The 15,131-nt window shown below is 34.6% G+C and carries 16 protein-coding genes; 5 read left to right on the forward strand and 11 right to left on the reverse strand.

All coding sequences use genetic code 11. The features are described 5' to 3' along the window. Window positions 1–40: 40 nt before the first annotated feature. The 4 genes from ftsZ to CMCT_RS05250 form a co-directional block, all read right to left on the reverse strand. The gene (gene ftsZ / locus CMCT_RS05235) at window positions 41–1,186 is read right to left on the reverse strand and encodes a cell division protein FtsZ (protein WP_034966826.1); all 1,146 of its coding nucleotides are present in this window, start codon (window positions 1,184–1,186) and stop codon (window positions 41–43) included. A 9-nt stretch (window positions 1,187–1,195) separates the two neighbouring features. Next, entirely contained in the window at window positions 1,196–2,584 is a 1,389-nt protein-coding gene (ftsA, locus tag CMCT_RS05240) for a cell division protein FtsA (protein WP_034966824.1), read from the reverse strand. Between the two features lie 6 nt (window positions 2,585–2,590). Beyond that, window positions 2,591–4,048 (reverse strand): peptidylprolyl isomerase, encoded by a 1,458-nt coding sequence (locus tag CMCT_RS05245; protein WP_034966822.1) that lies wholly within the window; start codon window positions 4,046–4,048, stop codon window positions 2,591–2,593. Window positions 4,049–4,161: 113 nt separating this feature from the next. Further along, complete coding sequence (locus tag CMCT_RS05250; protein WP_034966821.1) at window positions 4,162–4,740, reverse strand: class II aldolase and adducin N-terminal domain-containing protein; 579 nt, start codon at window positions 4,738–4,740, stop codon at window positions 4,162–4,164. A 114-nt stretch (window positions 4,741–4,854) separates the two neighbouring features. Here CMCT_RS05250 and rsmH point away from each other — a divergent pair, with 114 nt between their 5' ends. The 3 genes from rsmH to CMCT_RS05265 are packed head-to-tail and all read left to right on the forward strand — an operon-like array spanning window position 4,855 to window position 7,984. Then, a complete protein-coding gene (gene rsmH / locus CMCT_RS05255; protein ID WP_425321201.1) occupies window positions 4,855–5,775 on the forward strand; it encodes a 16S rRNA (cytosine(1402)-N(4))-methyltransferase RsmH in 921 nt (306 codons plus the stop codon). Next, complete coding sequence (locus tag CMCT_RS05260) at window positions 5,772–6,065, forward strand: hypothetical protein (protein ID WP_034966817.1); 294 nt, start codon at window positions 5,772–5,774, stop codon at window positions 6,063–6,065. The genes rsmH and CMCT_RS05260 overlap by 4 nt, the downstream gene beginning before the upstream one ends. After that, the gene (locus CMCT_RS05265; RefSeq protein ID WP_034966815.1) at window positions 6,056–7,984 is read left to right on the forward strand and encodes an FUSC family protein; all 1,929 of its coding nucleotides are present in this window, start codon (window positions 6,056–6,058) and stop codon (window positions 7,982–7,984) included. The genes CMCT_RS05260 and CMCT_RS05265 overlap by 10 nt, the downstream gene beginning before the upstream one ends. On the opposite strand, the gene CMCT_RS05270 is transcribed toward CMCT_RS05265, so the two are convergent. Continuing rightward, complete coding sequence (locus CMCT_RS05270; RefSeq protein ID WP_034966812.1) at window positions 7,963–8,469, reverse strand: hypothetical protein; 507 nt, start codon at window positions 8,467–8,469, stop codon at window positions 7,963–7,965. The two genes, CMCT_RS05265 and CMCT_RS05270, sit on opposite strands and share 22 nt — an antisense overlap. A gap of 68 nt (window positions 8,470–8,537) precedes the next feature. Between CMCT_RS05270 and CMCT_RS05275 the strand changes: the two genes are divergently transcribed. Next, window positions 8,538–9,395: a D-amino acid aminotransferase gene (locus CMCT_RS05275; protein ID WP_034966809.1), complete on the forward strand. Its 858-nt coding sequence runs from the start codon at window positions 8,538–8,540 to the stop codon at window positions 9,393–9,395. Next, window positions 9,388–9,852 carry a 2-thiouracil desulfurase family protein gene (locus CMCT_RS05280; protein WP_034967597.1) on the forward strand — a complete coding sequence of 155 codons (465 nt, stop codon included), beginning with the start codon at window positions 9,388–9,390 and terminating at the stop codon, window positions 9,850–9,852. The genes CMCT_RS05275 and CMCT_RS05280 overlap by 8 nt, the downstream gene beginning before the upstream one ends. 26 nt (window positions 9,853–9,878) lie before the next feature. Here the strand turns inward: CMCT_RS05280 and rpsR are convergent, their stop codons facing one another. The 6 genes from rpsR to CMCT_RS05310 form a co-directional block, all read right to left on the reverse strand. Next, entirely contained in the window at window positions 9,879–10,139 is a 261-nt protein-coding gene (rpsR, locus tag CMCT_RS05285; RefSeq protein ID WP_034966806.1) for a 30S ribosomal protein S18, read from the reverse strand. 13 nt (window positions 10,140–10,152) lie between these two features. After that, window positions 10,153–10,737: a single-stranded DNA-binding protein gene (locus CMCT_RS05290; protein WP_034966803.1), complete on the reverse strand. Its 585-nt coding sequence runs from the start codon at window positions 10,735–10,737 to the stop codon at window positions 10,153–10,155. An 11-nt stretch (window positions 10,738–10,748) separates the two neighbouring features. Beyond that, the gene (gene rpsF / locus CMCT_RS05295) at window positions 10,749–11,171 is read right to left on the reverse strand and encodes a 30S ribosomal protein S6 (RefSeq protein ID WP_034966801.1); all 423 of its coding nucleotides are present in this window, start codon (window positions 11,169–11,171) and stop codon (window positions 10,749–10,751) included. Between the two features lie 87 nt (window positions 11,172–11,258). After that, entirely contained in the window at window positions 11,259–12,257 is a 999-nt protein-coding gene (gene holA, locus CMCT_RS05300; protein WP_034966798.1) for a DNA polymerase III subunit delta, read from the reverse strand. Continuing rightward, window positions 12,257–14,176 (reverse strand): RNB domain-containing ribonuclease, encoded by a 1,920-nt coding sequence (locus tag CMCT_RS05305; RefSeq protein ID WP_034966796.1) that lies wholly within the window; start codon window positions 14,174–14,176, stop codon window positions 12,257–12,259. Before CMCT_RS05305 ends, holA begins: the two co-directional genes overlap by 1 nt. Next, window positions 14,173–14,991, reverse strand: a complete 819-nt coding sequence (locus CMCT_RS05310) for an HDOD domain-containing protein (RefSeq protein WP_034966793.1) — start codon at window positions 14,989–14,991, stop codon at window positions 14,173–14,175. The genes CMCT_RS05305 and CMCT_RS05310 overlap by 4 nt, the downstream gene beginning before the upstream one ends. Window positions 14,992–15,131: the final 140 nt, after the last annotated feature.

Consider the following 15,131-nt stretch of genomic DNA (forward strand, 5'->3'; position numbering starts at 1 on the left):
GCAAAAGCCCCTTTTAAAGATTTGTTTTAAGGAGTTTATTTTAATCGATTTGATGACGTCTGCAAGGCGGAGTATCTAGCTGGTCAAGGTATGACTCGCTATCAAAACCCTCGCCACCACTAGCCTTTCTAATACGCATTACATACTCTCTTTTTTCAACAGCTTTTTCGCTCTCTTTTTTAGCTATTTCGTTAGCGTCTACGCTATTATTTGCTGGTATTTCAAAGCCAGTAGCAACGATAGTAACCTCTACCTTGCCCTCATCTAAAGTATCATCAGAAGTTGTACCAAATATAATATCAGCCATATCATCAGCAGAGTCATTTACAATTTTTAAAGCGTCATTTATATCATTTAATGACGCACTTGGATGATGTCTAAAGTGAACCAAAACGCCAAGTGCTCCGTCTATGCTTACATCATCAAGCAATGGAGATTGAATAGCCTCCTTCATAGCTTCCTGAGCTGCATTTTCGCCAACAGCGTCGCCAACACTCATAATCGCCATACCGCGGTGGCTCATAATGGTTCTAACATCGGCAAAGTCGATATTTATATCGCCATTTCCTAAAATAACACTACTCATGCCACCAACTGCACGAGTTAATACTCCGTCTGCTATCTTTAAGCTATCAGGTATGCTCATTCTCTTATCGACTAACGACACTAGTTTTTCATTTAAAATAACTATAACAGAATCACTCTCTTTTCTTAACTCTTCTAGCCCTCTATCTGCAAGAAGTCGTCTTTTTTTACCCTCATAAGCAAACGGCATAGTTACAACAGAAACAGCCAAAGCACCGCACTCTTTGGCAGCCTGAGCAACTACCGGAGCTGCACCAGTTCCAGTGCCACCACCAAGACCAGCAGCTACAAAAACGATATCGGTATTTTCAAAAGCACTCTTAAGCTCATCATAACTCTCCTCAGCAGACGCCTTGCCAACCTCTGGCTTCATACCAGCACCAAGTCCGCGAGTGATCTTTTCACCAATTTGAATTTTAGTAAAGGCGTTTGATCTATCAAGTGCTTGTCTATCTGTGTTTGCTACGATTAAATCTATATCAAGATCTGGATACTCTTTGATCATAGTTCCTATCATATTTCCGCCGCCACCGCCGACACCAATAACCTTTATCTTAGTGCCATAGGAGCTACGACCCTCTTCTATCTTAAAATTTCCCATACCTTCTCCTTAAAACAAATGTGTTAGCCAGTTCCAAAATCTTACTAGAAAATTTGGAGTCTTCTCTTTTCTAATGTTTATATCAGATAACTCACTCTTAATCTCTTGCTCTGAGTAAGCAGTCTGACCCTGCCCTATATCTTCTCTTAAATTATTTACAGAACTAATGCTTTCAATATTTTCATCAAATACATTTTTAAATTCTACCTTTGGTTTGCTTATAGCCTCGCCACGATACCTCATACGCTTTTCTGAGTCTATCTCATAAGGCGTAAATTCTCCCGCACCATACATACAAAGACCAATCGCGCAAGAATTTGAAGGATCTCTCATAATCTCAAAAAGCCCGTCAGTCTCTTTTGGCTTAGCTATTCTAACTTGCATATTGCTAAATATGGCCGACGCAGCCTCTCTTATATCCTCAAGCTTTGTCATACCGCCAGTTAAAACCACACCAGCGCCGATTAGATCCTTTTTAGACGATATCATCTCGTGTAAAAACATCAAGGTTTCTTCAACCCTAGAGTATATTACATTAGATATTATATCAAGGGACACGCCGTTGCTTTTGCTCTCATCTCCAAGTACAGGTAGCTCTATAAGATCTGTTGGCTTTTTAAGTAGTGAGCCGTAATTTACCTTTATCTCCTCAGCTTTTGCAACAGGAGTGTGCAAAACTATCGATAAATCACTCGTTATATGCGATGAGCCAACTGGTAAAAAGTCATTGTATTTTATAGAATTTCCAGAGTGTATCACAACATTACAAGTAGAACCGCCCATATCTATAAGAGCAACACCTAAATCTTTTTCATCTTGATTTAGTGTAGCTATCGCGGACGCATAACCAGAAAGAACGATGTTGTCAATCTTTATACCAGCCATATTTACGGCTTTTCTTAGGTTGCTAAGGTATGATTTTTGAACGATTATGATATGCGTTTGAACTTCCAGTCTATTGGCATTCATACCAAGAGGGTCTTCAACGTGCTCTTGCTCATCTACCTTAAAACTATAAGGCAATACGTGCAGTCTCTCATAGTCAGCTGGTATATTTGCATTATGATCTGCCATCTGCATAACGCGGTCTATCTCTTTTATGCCTATCTCGTGACCTGGAACATTTACCACGCCAGTGCTATCCACACTCTTTGTGTAAGCTCCGGATATTGACACTATGGCTTTTTCATAATGTGTTCCGGCCACTCTTTGGGCATTTGCCAAAGCGTTTTTTATGGATTTAGACGCTTGTTCTATGTTGCTTATCGTGCCTTTTTTAATGCCTTGTGCTTTTTCGGTGCCTATGCCTATAATTTTTAAATTCTCTTCTGTCTGCTCGGCTATTATGGCACGTACTTGAAACGAACCTATATCTATACCTAAAATTTTTGTTCCCAAGATATGCTACCTTTTTATATATTCTTCTACTTTATATCGCTTTTGCAACTCTTTTGTTAGATCTTGCATTAGCTCGTTATTCTTTAACATAGCCATATTTTCAAAAACTAACGCATTGCTAATATCTTTGTTAGTAAGCAATTTCTGTTCCAAAATCTCGTATATAACAGCTTTTTCGCCTAACACAATATAACCTTTTTTGTTAGGAGAGTTAAAGACCTGTGCTATGAAGTTACTAACTTCAAAATCTGTTAGTCCGTCTATTTTAGCTATTTTATCTCTACTGATAGTGGCTTTGGTTGCGTTTTTAACATCAAAATTCTTAAGAGTATCTTTTGACTTTTCATCTAAAATTTTCTTTGATTTTTCAGCTATATAAGCGACCTTAACATACTCTCTTGCCTTTTCAAAACCCATAGGGGTTGGAGCTACAATATCTTTAATTCTTGCTATCATATAGCCATCTTTATAGATTATAGGTTTTAAAACATCCGCCACTTTTGCGTCTTTAAACTCATCAATAGGCAAGGTCGCGTTATCCTCATCAAAGCTCATAAAACCATCAGTTTTTATCTCGCCCTTTTTTACGCCCACGTATTTTTCAAGTGCCAAGCTCTTTGTCTGCTCAAGCATAAGATCTTTAGCGACCATATCTTTTGCACTCTCAAAAGGCAAAATTTTATCTTCATTATCTCTATAATTTGACTTGTTTTCGTTGTAGTATTCACTAAGAGCCGTTTCATTTGCGTCTAAATTTTTACTAGGCACAAAAAGCGTTTCAAGATTATATATCGTCTTTGTCATATAGTTGTTTTTACTCTTTTCCCAAAGCTCTTTTAGTTCAGCTTCATCTACTTTTATATCGTTTGGATTCACAGACAATATACTTAAACCAACGACATCTTGCATAGAAAAACTAGCGTTTAAAAGATCGATATCATCTTTTGTCACGTCAAGTTTAAGTGCAGTTCTTAGCTTATCTATCAAAATCACACGTCTTAGGCTTTGCTCATAATCTTTTGGATTTATCCTTGAGCGTCTTAGCGTGTCATAGTATAAATTTTTATCAAATTTGCCATCTTTGTGGAAATTTTCATCACTGGCTATGTATCTTATAATGTCATCATCACTAACACTAAGTCCAATATCATCAGCAAAATTTAGTAATAAACTCTCTTGTATGCTAGATTTAAGAGCTAAATTTTCAAGCCCTAGTTCAGCTGCTTTTTCTTGAGTAAGTTTGCCTTCAAAAATATTATTATAGTAACTATAAAGTTGTGAATATTTATCGTTTAAATCTTGAACGCTGACATTTCTATGCCCTACTTTTGCTACTGATGTTGCACGATTTGAGTTCATATCATAAGCACCCCAGCCAACAAAACCAGCTCCCACAAAAGCGATAGTGCTTATCCAAATAGTTACAACTAAATATTTTTTGTGTCTTTGCATCCAAGTTATCATAAAATTTCCTTATAAGTTACTAACAAGTGTCGTATTTTACAAATTTTACGCTTAATTATCGTTAAAATAGGCAACTAACACAAATTTTACTAACACTTTTTGTTAGCTATTTTTTAATCACAATCACTACTTGATAGCTTTAAGAGTTTAACGCTATTTTCAAGTATTGCAATCTCTTTTGCCAGTTGATATGGAGTGCGGTTGTGGATATAAACGCCATAGCCTTTAATAACCATTATGTTAGTGCGTTTTTCTATCATATATCTGTAAATTTCAGTATCGGCACGCTCATACCAGTCCTCAAACTGCTTTGGATCATAGACATCTATCTGACCAAAATATGTATATCCAAAATAGTCTTGCGGTATGATTTTATCGTGCTTTAGACTATATGCAGTCGTATAATGTGGCATAGCATAGCAGACAAATTTTGCCTCATTAATATTTTTATAAATATTTAGGTGAATATCAGCATCTATACTAGCCTCATTCCAGCGATAGTCCTTTTTTGATGAAAGAAGTGTCAAATCATCATCCCTTAAGTCGTCAAATATGGCGTCTTGCTTGTTGATTAAAAATTGATTTCCCTCTACCCTAGATGATATTGAGCCATGAAAAACACCTAGAAAATTCTTTCTAAACATAGAGAGTGAAACTTTTTTTAGCTGTGCGATTGAACTTTTTAAATCCATTTTTAAAAACCTTTTTAAAATTTTATGTAAAATTATACACAAATTTAACTTTTTAAGTAAATTTTTGATACATTATTACAAATTTTATTTTAAGGCAAAGACATACAAACTCTAATCTCTCCACACAAAAGCGTGTTGCTAAATGAAGTTAGCGAACTATTTTCTGGCATAAATGGCACGTTTTTAGACTGCACATTGGGCTACGGCGGTCACAGCTACGAAATTCTAAAAACAAACAAAAATGTAAATTTAATAGCCTGTGACAGAGACGATGAGGCAATAAAATTTTCAGAAAAAAAGCTAGAAGAGTTTAAAGATAGAGTTAAAATTTACAAATCAAATTTCTCAAATTTAATTAAAATTTTAAATACGCAAGAGATAAAAAATATAAGAGGCATACTAGCCGACATAGGCGTGAGCTCACTTCAGCTTGATAAGGACGACAGGGGTTTTAGTATAAACTCTAAGAGTCTTGATATGCGTATGGACAAGAGTTCTAATCTTAGTGCTTATGATGTTGTAAATACATACTCCAAAGATGATTTGGCTAAAATTTTCTTTGAATACGCAGAGTTAAAAAACGCTAAATTCCTAGCAGAAAAAATAGTAAATGAAAGGAAAAATGCTCCGATAACGACAGCTAAGCAACTAAGCAACCTAATAGGCTCAAAAAAGTTTGGCACTAGAGCCATAAACCCAGCAATACTCGCCTTTCAAGCGATACGAATAGAGGTAAATAACGAGCTTGGCGAGTTAAAAGAGCTGCTAAACAGCATAAAAACAGCAAATTTAAACGACTGCTTAGTCTGTATAATCAGCTTTCACTCGCTTGAGGATAGAATAGTAAAAAACACGTTTAAAGAGTGGGCGACAAGTTGCATTTGTCCTCCAAATGCGTTGCGTTGTGAGTGTGGGGACAATCACGCCTTGGGCGAAATAGTAACCAAAAAAGCTATAACTCCAAGTAAAGCTGAAATTTTAGAAAACTCGCGAAGTAGTTGTGCAAAATTAAGGGCATTTAGGATAAAACAATGAGCGAAAAGCAAGATCTACTAGAGCTTCACGACAAAGAGCAAGAGCGTGAAGAAAATTTAAGCATAAAAAGCCTATTTATCGCTCTTTTGGCACTTTGCATAGGACTTTGCGTATTTTTGCCAAAAATATACATAGCAAACCAAATTTACTACATTAGTCGCGAAATTACCGAGATTAGCAACCAAAGAGATGTTTTACTTGAAGAAAATCGAGCACTAAAAACTAAGCTAGAAAATTTAAAATACAAAATCAACATCCTAAATCCGCTTCAAGATGAACAATGGAAATAACATCGTCTATAAAGAGATTTTTTCTCTCTTACGATCCTGCAAATTTTTACCTTATTTACTCGCTAAAAGCCACGTTTGCATTTTCTTTAAACTGTATACTAGGATACTATTTTTTTGGTTTTAATGGTGCTATTTTTGCCATAAATGCGACAACGGGTATATTTTTTCTATCAAATTTAGAGGCAAATGAGCGTAAAAAGATAGAATTTATAATACTTTACATCATCCTATCGATACTCTTTATCCCATTTGTCAAACCACTCGTATCGCTTGGCAAATGGCTTGCGTTAGTGACGTTTTTTTGGATATTTTTAGTTGGAGTAAGCTCACTATACAGCGAGAATTTAAACAAAATTTTACTTATCGTAAATGGCACTGGACTTGCTGGGCTAATTATGCAAAATAGCTCTAATCTAGATGGCTTTGCAGCGATGTATGGGATACTTCTTGGCGGGACTACATCGATTTTAATCAAATTTGGCACATTCTCAAAATACGGCTCTTTTACCATAAAAAGTATGAGAGTCATCATAAATGAGCTTTTAAATTTAACAAACGCCTTAGATAGCGAAAATTTCGAAGAGATTAGCACCAAAAGCACATCAAGAATTAGAGAGCTAAAGGGATTTTTTAATAGCGATAGCATAAATTTAAAAGACGAAAGGCTCATAAAAAACGACTCAAGGGCTATATTTTATCTATACAAATTAGAAGAAATCGCCTTTTTGCTCAGCTCTTTTCATACATTTTTTACAAGAATAGATGACAAAGAGCTTTTAAATGCCGTAAAATCCGAAATACAACATAATATAACAGAGCTTCTTAATCTCTTTAAGGGCAAAGAAGCCATTTTTAAAACATCTGTTTTAACAAGCTTACAACATAGCGAACACAACGTATTTGCAAGTTCTATAAGTATGCTTTATGACAGGCTAAATATCATAAAAGATAGCAACGACGATAAGGTTGAGCTTAAAAAACCAAAACAGACAAGCCTTAAAGAGGCTATTAAAAATATAAATTTCAAAGACAATACTACGCTAAATTCGCTAAGGCTTGGGGTTTGTGTGGCTATTGCGATTTATATCACTCAAGCCTCACAAATAAACCACGGAATTTGGATAGCCATCGCCATAATGAGTCTAAGCAGAAACAACAGATATATGCTAAAAACAGCTGGAGAACAAAACATCATCGGGGGTATCATAGGATTTTTGCTTGGACTTGGCGTTGTGATACTTTTTGGCAATATTCAGACGATATTTATATGTGCTGTCGTTGGCATTTTCTTGGTTTATTATCTTAAAAATTACAGCCTACTTGTCTATTCTGCTATGCTAATGTGTCAGCTAACAATTATGTTTTACATCATCAAAAACGACTTTTTAGAGCTTATGCTTTATAGAATTTTTGACATTATGTTTGGATTTGCGTTGGTGTTTGCAATCTATATGTTAACACTACCAAATAATACAGATGAGTTAGAAAATAGGATAAAAAACATACTTAACAAACTAGCAAATTTTATAAAAAATGACGAACAAAATCTAAATTTCGCAATAAATCAAGATGAAATTTTAAGCGATTTAAAAGAATACAAAGAGATAATCAAGCAAGAAAAAAATCAAAAATGGCACGAGTGCTATAAAATTTTAACCCAAATCAATCTAGATCTCATAAACCTTTGTACTTACATAAATCACTCTAGTAAAGATAGTTGCGACATAGCACTAAAAACAGATATCGGGCTTATAGGTTCAAGATTTGAGATGATAGGCAAAAAACTAGCACACTTGCCATATTATTTTATAAATTCCTTTGAAGATAAAATAAGCTCAAAAGACGATCAAAAGCTAAACTATATGCTAAACATTATAGCAAAAAAGCAAAATGAACTTTATTCATTGCTTTCATTTTGAGATATTAGTTTTTCTAACACAAACTGCTCTAAATCCTTTTTAGAAACATCGTCTTTTACGGCTTGTGTATAGATGGCGTCTACTTTTTTTGAGTATTTTTCATAAGAAAAATATGGAAAATGCATAGCCCAAGCACATTTGATAAGCTCAAGACTAATCTCTTTTCTAGCCCAAATTTTAAACATATCAAAACCCAAAAAGATAAAAGAGGTCACTATCATCGTAGCTATTATAGAAATGTGAGGATCTATTTTTGATAAAAAATGGTGCGTAAAAATAAGAACAGGTATCAAAAATATGATACAAATAATCGTATAAATTTTATATGTTCTAATATAATCAAACCTAAAATTTAGCTTTGAGCCATCTATAAGCATACCCTCATTAAACAAACTATTTGCCTCAAGCAGATCCCTAAACAACACAGGTTGCTTTGAAACAACAAATATGCGATCTAAAATATACCTTTTTAATTTATCCATCATATCTCCGGCTTTATATTTTTTGGCAAATTATATCAAATTTTTGATACAATTTCCTAAAGGAGTAAAAAATGAACAACATAGTGTTTCTAAACGGCGACTTTTTGGATGTTTCTGAAGCAAAGATTAGCGTTCTTGATAGAGGGTTTATATTTGGCGACGGGATATATGAGGTTGTGCCAGTAATTAACTCAAAACTTGTTGATAGGCAGGATTTTTGGCAGAGATTTAAACGAAGCCTAGCCGAGATAGAACTTGAACTACCATACACTCAAGATGATTTTGAGAAAATTTTATACAAACTTATTGATAAAAATGAGCTTAGTGAAGGTGGAGTTTATATGCAAGTAACGCGTGGTGTGGCACCAAGGGAATTTAAATTTCTAAAGGGGCTTGAGCCAACCATTTTTACGTTTTCTTACAAAACAAACATAATAAACAACCCTTTAGCCACAAGCGGTATTGAAGTTATAAGTACGCCTGACATTCGCTGGAAACGCCGTGATATAAAATCCATTTCACTACTTGCGCAATGCAAGGCAAAAAATGAAGCCGCCAAAAATGACGCCTACGAAGCCATAATGGTAGAAGACGGCTTTGTCACAGAGGGTTCAAGCTCAAGCGTATTGTTTATAAAAGATAACACTCTTGTAACAAAGCCACTATCTAGCGAGATTTTGCCGGGCATAAGAAGAGAAACGATCATCAAACTAGCCAAACAAATAGGACTAAAAGTAGAGCTTAGAAATTTCACAATGGATGAAATTTACAACTCAGACGAGGCGTTTATATCAGCAGCCACTCTAATTTTACTACCAATTATAAAGGCAGACAGACGCTTGATAAATGGTGGTAAGATCGGCAAATACTCAGTACAACTAAGAGAGCTATACGCACAAAAACTAATAGATGAGTCAAAAAATGGCTAAAGATAAAATTTTAATAAGCGCCTGTTTGCTTGGCAAAAACTGCAAATATAACGGCTTAAATAACCAAACAGATGAAGTCGCAAAGGAGTGTGAAATTTTATCTAACACATTTGAACTTATAGCAGTTTGTCCTGAGGAACTTGGAGGACTTGATACACCAAGAGAACCTGCTGAAATTTTAGGTGAAAAAGTTATAACAGAATTTAGCAAACTAGACGTAACAAAAGAGTTTTTAAAAGGTGCAAAAGAGTGTGTAAATATAGCAAAACAAAACTCCGTAAACATAGCCGTACTAAAGGCAAAAAGTCCTAGCTGTGGCAGTGACTACATATATGACGGAAGCTTTAGTAAAACGCTAATTAAAAAAGATGGTCTTACAGCCAGAGCATTAAAAGAAAACGGAGTAAAAATATATACCGAAAATGAAATTTGCAAGATAAACAAAGGGGAATTCTAAAGCCAAAAAGGCTTTAGAAATTTGTATTATAGACCCTCAAAAGGGTTTGTAACTACATTATCACGATCTACTATGTAAGGTATGATCGCTGCGTGACGAGCACGTTTGATAGCCTTTTCAACCATCTCTTGATATTTTTTTGATGTACCAGTTAAACGTCTTGGCATTATTTTAAATCTCTCAGACAAGCAATACTTTAAAAGTGAAGTATCCTTATAGTCTATAAAATCAATCTTAGCCTCTGTGTATTTGCAATATTTGCGTGAATATTTTCTTTTTTCTGCCATCTTTTATCCTTTTTTAAAATGGTATGTTGTCTTCGCTGTCAAATTTATCAGCATCAACATCAATATCTTGAATTTTCTCATCATAATAATCATTATTTGCTCTATTTTGTGGCTGATTTTGAACTCTTTGTTGTCCAAATGACTGCTGATTGTTAGTTTGTGCATAACTATTTTGCGAGTTATTGTATCCTCCGCCGTAATTTGAGCCACCTTGATATCCTTGGTTATTAAAACCATTTTGATTATTTTGATTAAATCCACCTTGGTTATTATTTTGTCCGCCACCAAGCATCTCCATATTTTCAACACTTACACTGTGTTTGCTTCTATTTTGACCATTGTTATCTGTCCATTGATCAAATTTCAAGCGTCCCTCGACAAGCAGTTTAGAGCCCTTGCCTAAATATTGATTTGCTATTTCGGCTTGTTTTCCAAAAAATGTAATGTCTATAAAGCACGTCTCTTCGCGTTTTTCATTATTCGTAGTAAAACGCCTAGTTACAGCCATACCGGTATTGCCGATAGCCGCACCATTTGTTGTGTATCTAAGCTCTATATCTCGAGTCAAATTTCCCACTAAAACGACTTTATTAAACATCTTTTATCCTCTTAGTTCTCTTCTGAAAAAGGAAGCTCTTCGCTCTTTTCAACTCTTGGCTCACGTGGTGCTCTTGGCTCACGCTCTCTTTTAACTATTGTCTGTTTAATACCCTTGCAAAGTCTTTCCCAAGCAGCTATTTCACGTTTATTTTCATATTTTACACTTAAGAATCTAATGATATCTTCACTAATTCTTACGTTTCTTACTAGCTCTGCTAAAAGTGCAGGAGGTGCTTTGTAGTAGATTACAAAATAGGTTCCACGCTCATATTTTTGGATGGTATAAGCTAACTTTCTAGTACCCATTTCCACAACAGAGGCTATTTCGCCACCATTTTTAACTATAACTTCTTTTACGAAGTCAACTCTAGCTTTAACTTCTTCTTCTGTAAGCGTTGGCTTCAGAATAAACAAAAGCTCATAATGTCTCATTTTTTCTCCTTATGGATTTCGCTTGTGTCAATTTATGAAACAAGCAAGGATGTTTGCATTAAAGCAACGGGCGATTATACTTTTATTTTACTTAATATTTGCTGTTGAGATGATATTTTGCAAATTTAAAAGAGTTGATAGCAGATAGATACTCTTTTGTAATTTCGAGTTTGTTTTTAGCTCAAATTCCGCTAAATTTAGGGCTACAAAGATATCTGTGTATGTTTGTATCTTAAGTGACAAACTCTGCTTTTTTAAGGCATCTTCTATATTTTTTGGAGGTGCGTAACCAAGCGTTTGTTTTACGTCAAATCGACCATTTATTTTTACATATGAGTGAAGTTTAAAAAGCCTAAAAAAGGCTTTATAGAGAGAATTTATGAGTAAAATTTCATTAAAATTTAGATCCTGCTCATAGATAAAAAAGTCGCCCCTTATATCTTTTAACGACACTAATTTATTAAAAAAATCATCAAAACTAACACCACCAAGCCCAAAAACAAGCTGTCTTATCATATCTTGATCAATATGAGCATTTAAACTAGAAAGCTTTTGCAGTTCACTTGCTGCTAGGTATAAATTTTCATTGTGGATAAAAAAAAGCTCATAGAGTGCGTTTCTAGTGATGTTTAGCCCAATCTTAGAAGCACTTCTGCTTAGCAAATCAACAGCCTCATCTGGAGTAGAAGGCTTAAAAAATCTAGCAAAATTTTGCCCGAAAATTTTCTGAGCGTCTAAGATATTTTTCATATCAGCTTCATAAAATTCAAACAAAATTTTCTTACTACTATCTTTAATAGATAGCCCGACAAGCTCCTTTAGCTCTTTTGCGGGTATCTTTTTATCATTTTTTATGTGTAAAACATTATCTCCGCCAAATAAAGAATTCTCAGACAAATGCGATTTGGCAGTTTCAAAATCATACTCATCAAAATACATACTCATCAAATTTGAGTCTTGATTTACGTAAATAGCCAAAATTTCCTTTGCAAAAAGCTCAATCTGATACTCATCAGCCCCAAAAAGCAAAAAATGGTTTGAAATTTTATTTGATATTAAATTATTTTCAAGCTCACGTCTATACATTATTTTTCAAGCTTTCTTACTACTTTTCCAAAAATTTTAGCACCAGGTATATCAACTTCAGTAATCCTAACCAAAACAGGCGTAAGAAGCTCACAGGTAAAGCCAACAATAAAAATTCTAGCACCTTTTAGCTCATCATCAAGCCTTGCCGTCGTTACATTTTGATTTTCGCTTATGTAGCACTTAAACTCACGGTTTAAATTCTCCTTGGCCCAACGAGCAAATTTACGATCCATAAAGTCATAAGAGACCTTATCTGCCTCTCTTTCAAGCTCACTAAGATTAACGCAAGTGTCACTAATGTTAAGTAGTAGATAGTTTAAAAGCTTCTCATCTTTATTAAGCCCTGCTTTTAAAATTCTATGCAATATGAGATCTGAATACCTTCGTATCGGGCTTGTAAAATGAGTGTATCTATCAAAACCAAGTCCAAAGTGTCCTAAATTTTCACTACTATACTCAGCCTTTTTTTGAGCTTTGATAATAAGCTTATCAACCTCTTCTCTATTGCCAATCTCATCGGCCTTGGTTTGAATTTTTCTAATCATTTTAGCCATATCAGCCTCATAGACAGCTTCAATACCAAGCAAAGCAAGGTCTTCAAGGAGATTGTGGATCTTTTTAATATCGGCTGGAGCGTGGTTTCTAAAAACACCTTTTTTTATACGTTTTGCGGCAGCCTTGTTTGCTAAAAGCATACAATCCTCAACTAGCTGATGAGAACTAGTATCAACTTCGTAATTTGTCTCTAAAATTTCTGCATTATCGCCTAGCGTCATCCTTAACTCACTAGTTCTAAAGTCAAAGGCGTTTACTAATCGCATTTTTCTAAGCTTTTGAGTGACTTTAAAAAGTGGCTTTATCCACGATATTTGAGTGTCCTCTTTACCTTCTAAAACTCTATCGATCTCATCGTAGTTAAACCTTCTTTTTGATAAGATTATTGCTTCAAAAAGCTCCTCTTTGATAACATTTAAATCCCTATCAAGAGAAATTTTAAAACAAAACGCAAGACGCGGGACATTTGGCTTTAAAGAGCAGATATTTTCACTAAGCGCCCTAGGCAACATCGGTATGGCAATGTGCGGAAAGTAGATAGAAAATCCCCTGTTTTTTGCCTCGCTATCTATTGGTGTGTATGGATTTACATATTCGCTTACATCAGCTATAGCTACGTAAATTTCAAGATTTTTTTCATCAAAATAAATAGCGTCATCAAAGTCCTTTGCGTGAACCGGATCAATCGTACAAAACTCAAGCGACCTTAAATCAACCCTGTTTTTATACAAATCCACATCAACTTCATCGCCCCAGGCTAAAGCCTGATTTTCACAAGCTTCATTAAAATTGCTATTTTTATTGTATATAGCAAGTGAAATTTTCTCATCGCTAAACGGATCGTTTATGTTTCCTAAAACTTCAACTATATCTCCATTTAGATTGTTTATCTTTAGTAAAGTTCCAATCGGCAATGCTTTTAGGCTTTTTTGCGATGCCTTTAGGGTGGTGCTAAGACCTGTTTTTAAATTTACACCCAAAACAGCCTGTCCAAAAAATTTTGTATAAACCACGCTTGTTTCGTTTGCCAGTTTCAGGCTCATTACAACTTTAGCACTATCTCGTTTTTTCTTTGTTTTTAAAAGCTTTGCAAGGACGATATCGCCGTAGTGAGAGTTGTTTAAATTTTTATTTTCTATTATTATGTCTTGCTTAAAGTGTGGATCAAATGCGTTTAAATAGCCAGTGCCATTTGAACTAATGTCAAGTCGTCCACACACAAAGCCATTATTTAGATAAAATTTATCTTTATGTTGGCTAAGTGCGTTTACGTTTATTAAATTTCTTAAAATTTCTCTATTTTTACTAGAGATATCTCTCTCTTTAACGCCATTTAATAAAGATGAGAGAAACTCCTTCACAGATTATCTTTAACTTTTGCCACAGCCATTAAGAATGTATCGTGATCAAAACCATACTCATCAAGCAACAACAGCGTATTTTGAATGCTTGTTTCATCAAGTTGGCTAAATATATTTATAGCTGTTTTTACAACTCTTAATGCACGAGAATACTCTTTTATATGTTTAGGAGCGTCATCTGGGTTGTTTGAGTATAGTATCGCACCGACTAATTCATTCTCCAAATTCCACTGCTCAAAAATTTTAGCTGCAACCTCTTCGTTTGAAACATCCATAGCGTCTATTTCAATCGAAGCTAGATCACTAGGATGAGTTACCTGTTTTAGCTTATCTTTAAAGCTATTTGTCATACTATTTTCTACAATTTCATTTGCCAAAACTATCTTACCAATCTCTAGCATAAACGAAGCTGGAGATAAAATTTCAAGATCTCTTGGCTTGATTTTTGAGTACCAGTTATACATAAGTGCATTTTGCATAATAGATATGTTTAAAAAATCGTGAGAAGTTATACCATAAGGGTCTAAATTTATATCAAAGCTCTTTTTCATTGCGCTTGATAGAGCAAAGCCACGAATGGTCGCCATGCCAAATAAAGATATAGCACGAGCAACAGATGCAACCTCTTTGCTAAATCCGTAAAGCGGAGAATTCGCAGAGTGCAGGATATTTGCAGTTAGCATTGGGTCTTTTTCTACAACGCTCGTAAGATCGCTTACAGAGCTATTTTCATCCGCACAAAGACGCTGAATTCTTATAACAGTATCGTCTAAAGGCGGTAAAGTTTTGATTTTTTTATAGATTGATTCGTTCATTTTTGCTTCTTTTAGTTTTAAAAATTTTGGCGTATTTTATCAAAAATGAGTTTTTATAAAACTTAAACATAAATTTTATCTCTTTCAGCATTGTTTGAGTTCTTAAAATGTATAATCCAAAAAATTTTCATTTTAAGGAG

Source organism: Campylobacter mucosalis (assembly GCF_013372205.1).
In the GTDB taxonomy this organism is placed as follows: Bacteria; Campylobacterota; Campylobacteria; order Campylobacterales; family Campylobacteraceae; genus Campylobacter_A; species Campylobacter_A mucosalis.

Coding starts and splice junctions, on each gene's coding strand:
- rpsR (WP_034966806.1), bottom strand. CDS start 10,139: ATGGCAGAAAAAAGAAAATATTCACGCAAATATTGCAAATACACAGAG.
- CMCT_RS05310 (WP_034966793.1), bottom strand. CDS start 14,991: ATGAACGAATCAATCTATAAAAAAATCAAAACTTTACCGCCTTTAGAC.
- holA (WP_034966798.1), bottom strand. CDS start 12,257: ATGTATAGACGTGAGCTTGAAAATAATTTAATATCAAATAAAATTTCA.
- CMCT_RS05290 (WP_034966803.1), bottom strand. CDS start 10,737: ATGTTTAATAAAGTCGTTTTAGTGGGAAATTTGACTCGAGATATAGAG.
- CMCT_RS05275 (WP_034966809.1), top strand. CDS start 8,538: ATGAACAACATAGTGTTTCTAAACGGCGACTTTTTGGATGTTTCTGAA.
- CMCT_RS05270 (WP_034966812.1), bottom strand. CDS start 8,469: ATGATGGATAAATTAAAAAGGTATATTTTAGATCGCATATTTGTTGTT.
- ftsZ (WP_034966826.1), bottom strand. CDS start 1,186: ATGGGAAATTTTAAGATAGAAGAGGGTCGTAGCTCCTATGGCACTAAG.
- CMCT_RS05260 (WP_034966817.1), top strand. CDS start 5,772: ATGAGCGAAAAGCAAGATCTACTAGAGCTTCACGACAAAGAGCAAGAG.
- rpsF (WP_034966801.1), bottom strand. CDS start 11,171: ATGAGACATTATGAGCTTTTGTTTATTCTGAAGCCAACGCTTACAGAA.
- CMCT_RS05280 (WP_034967597.1), top strand. CDS start 9,388: ATGGCTAAAGATAAAATTTTAATAAGCGCCTGTTTGCTTGGCAAAAAC.
- CMCT_RS05265 (WP_034966815.1), top strand. CDS start 6,056: ATGGAAATAACATCGTCTATAAAGAGATTTTTTCTCTCTTACGATCCT.
- CMCT_RS05250 (WP_034966821.1), bottom strand. CDS start 4,740: ATGGATTTAAAAAGTTCAATCGCACAGCTAAAAAAAGTTTCACTCTCT.
- CMCT_RS05245 (WP_034966822.1), bottom strand. CDS start 4,048: ATGATAACTTGGATGCAAAGACACAAAAAATATTTAGTTGTAACTATT.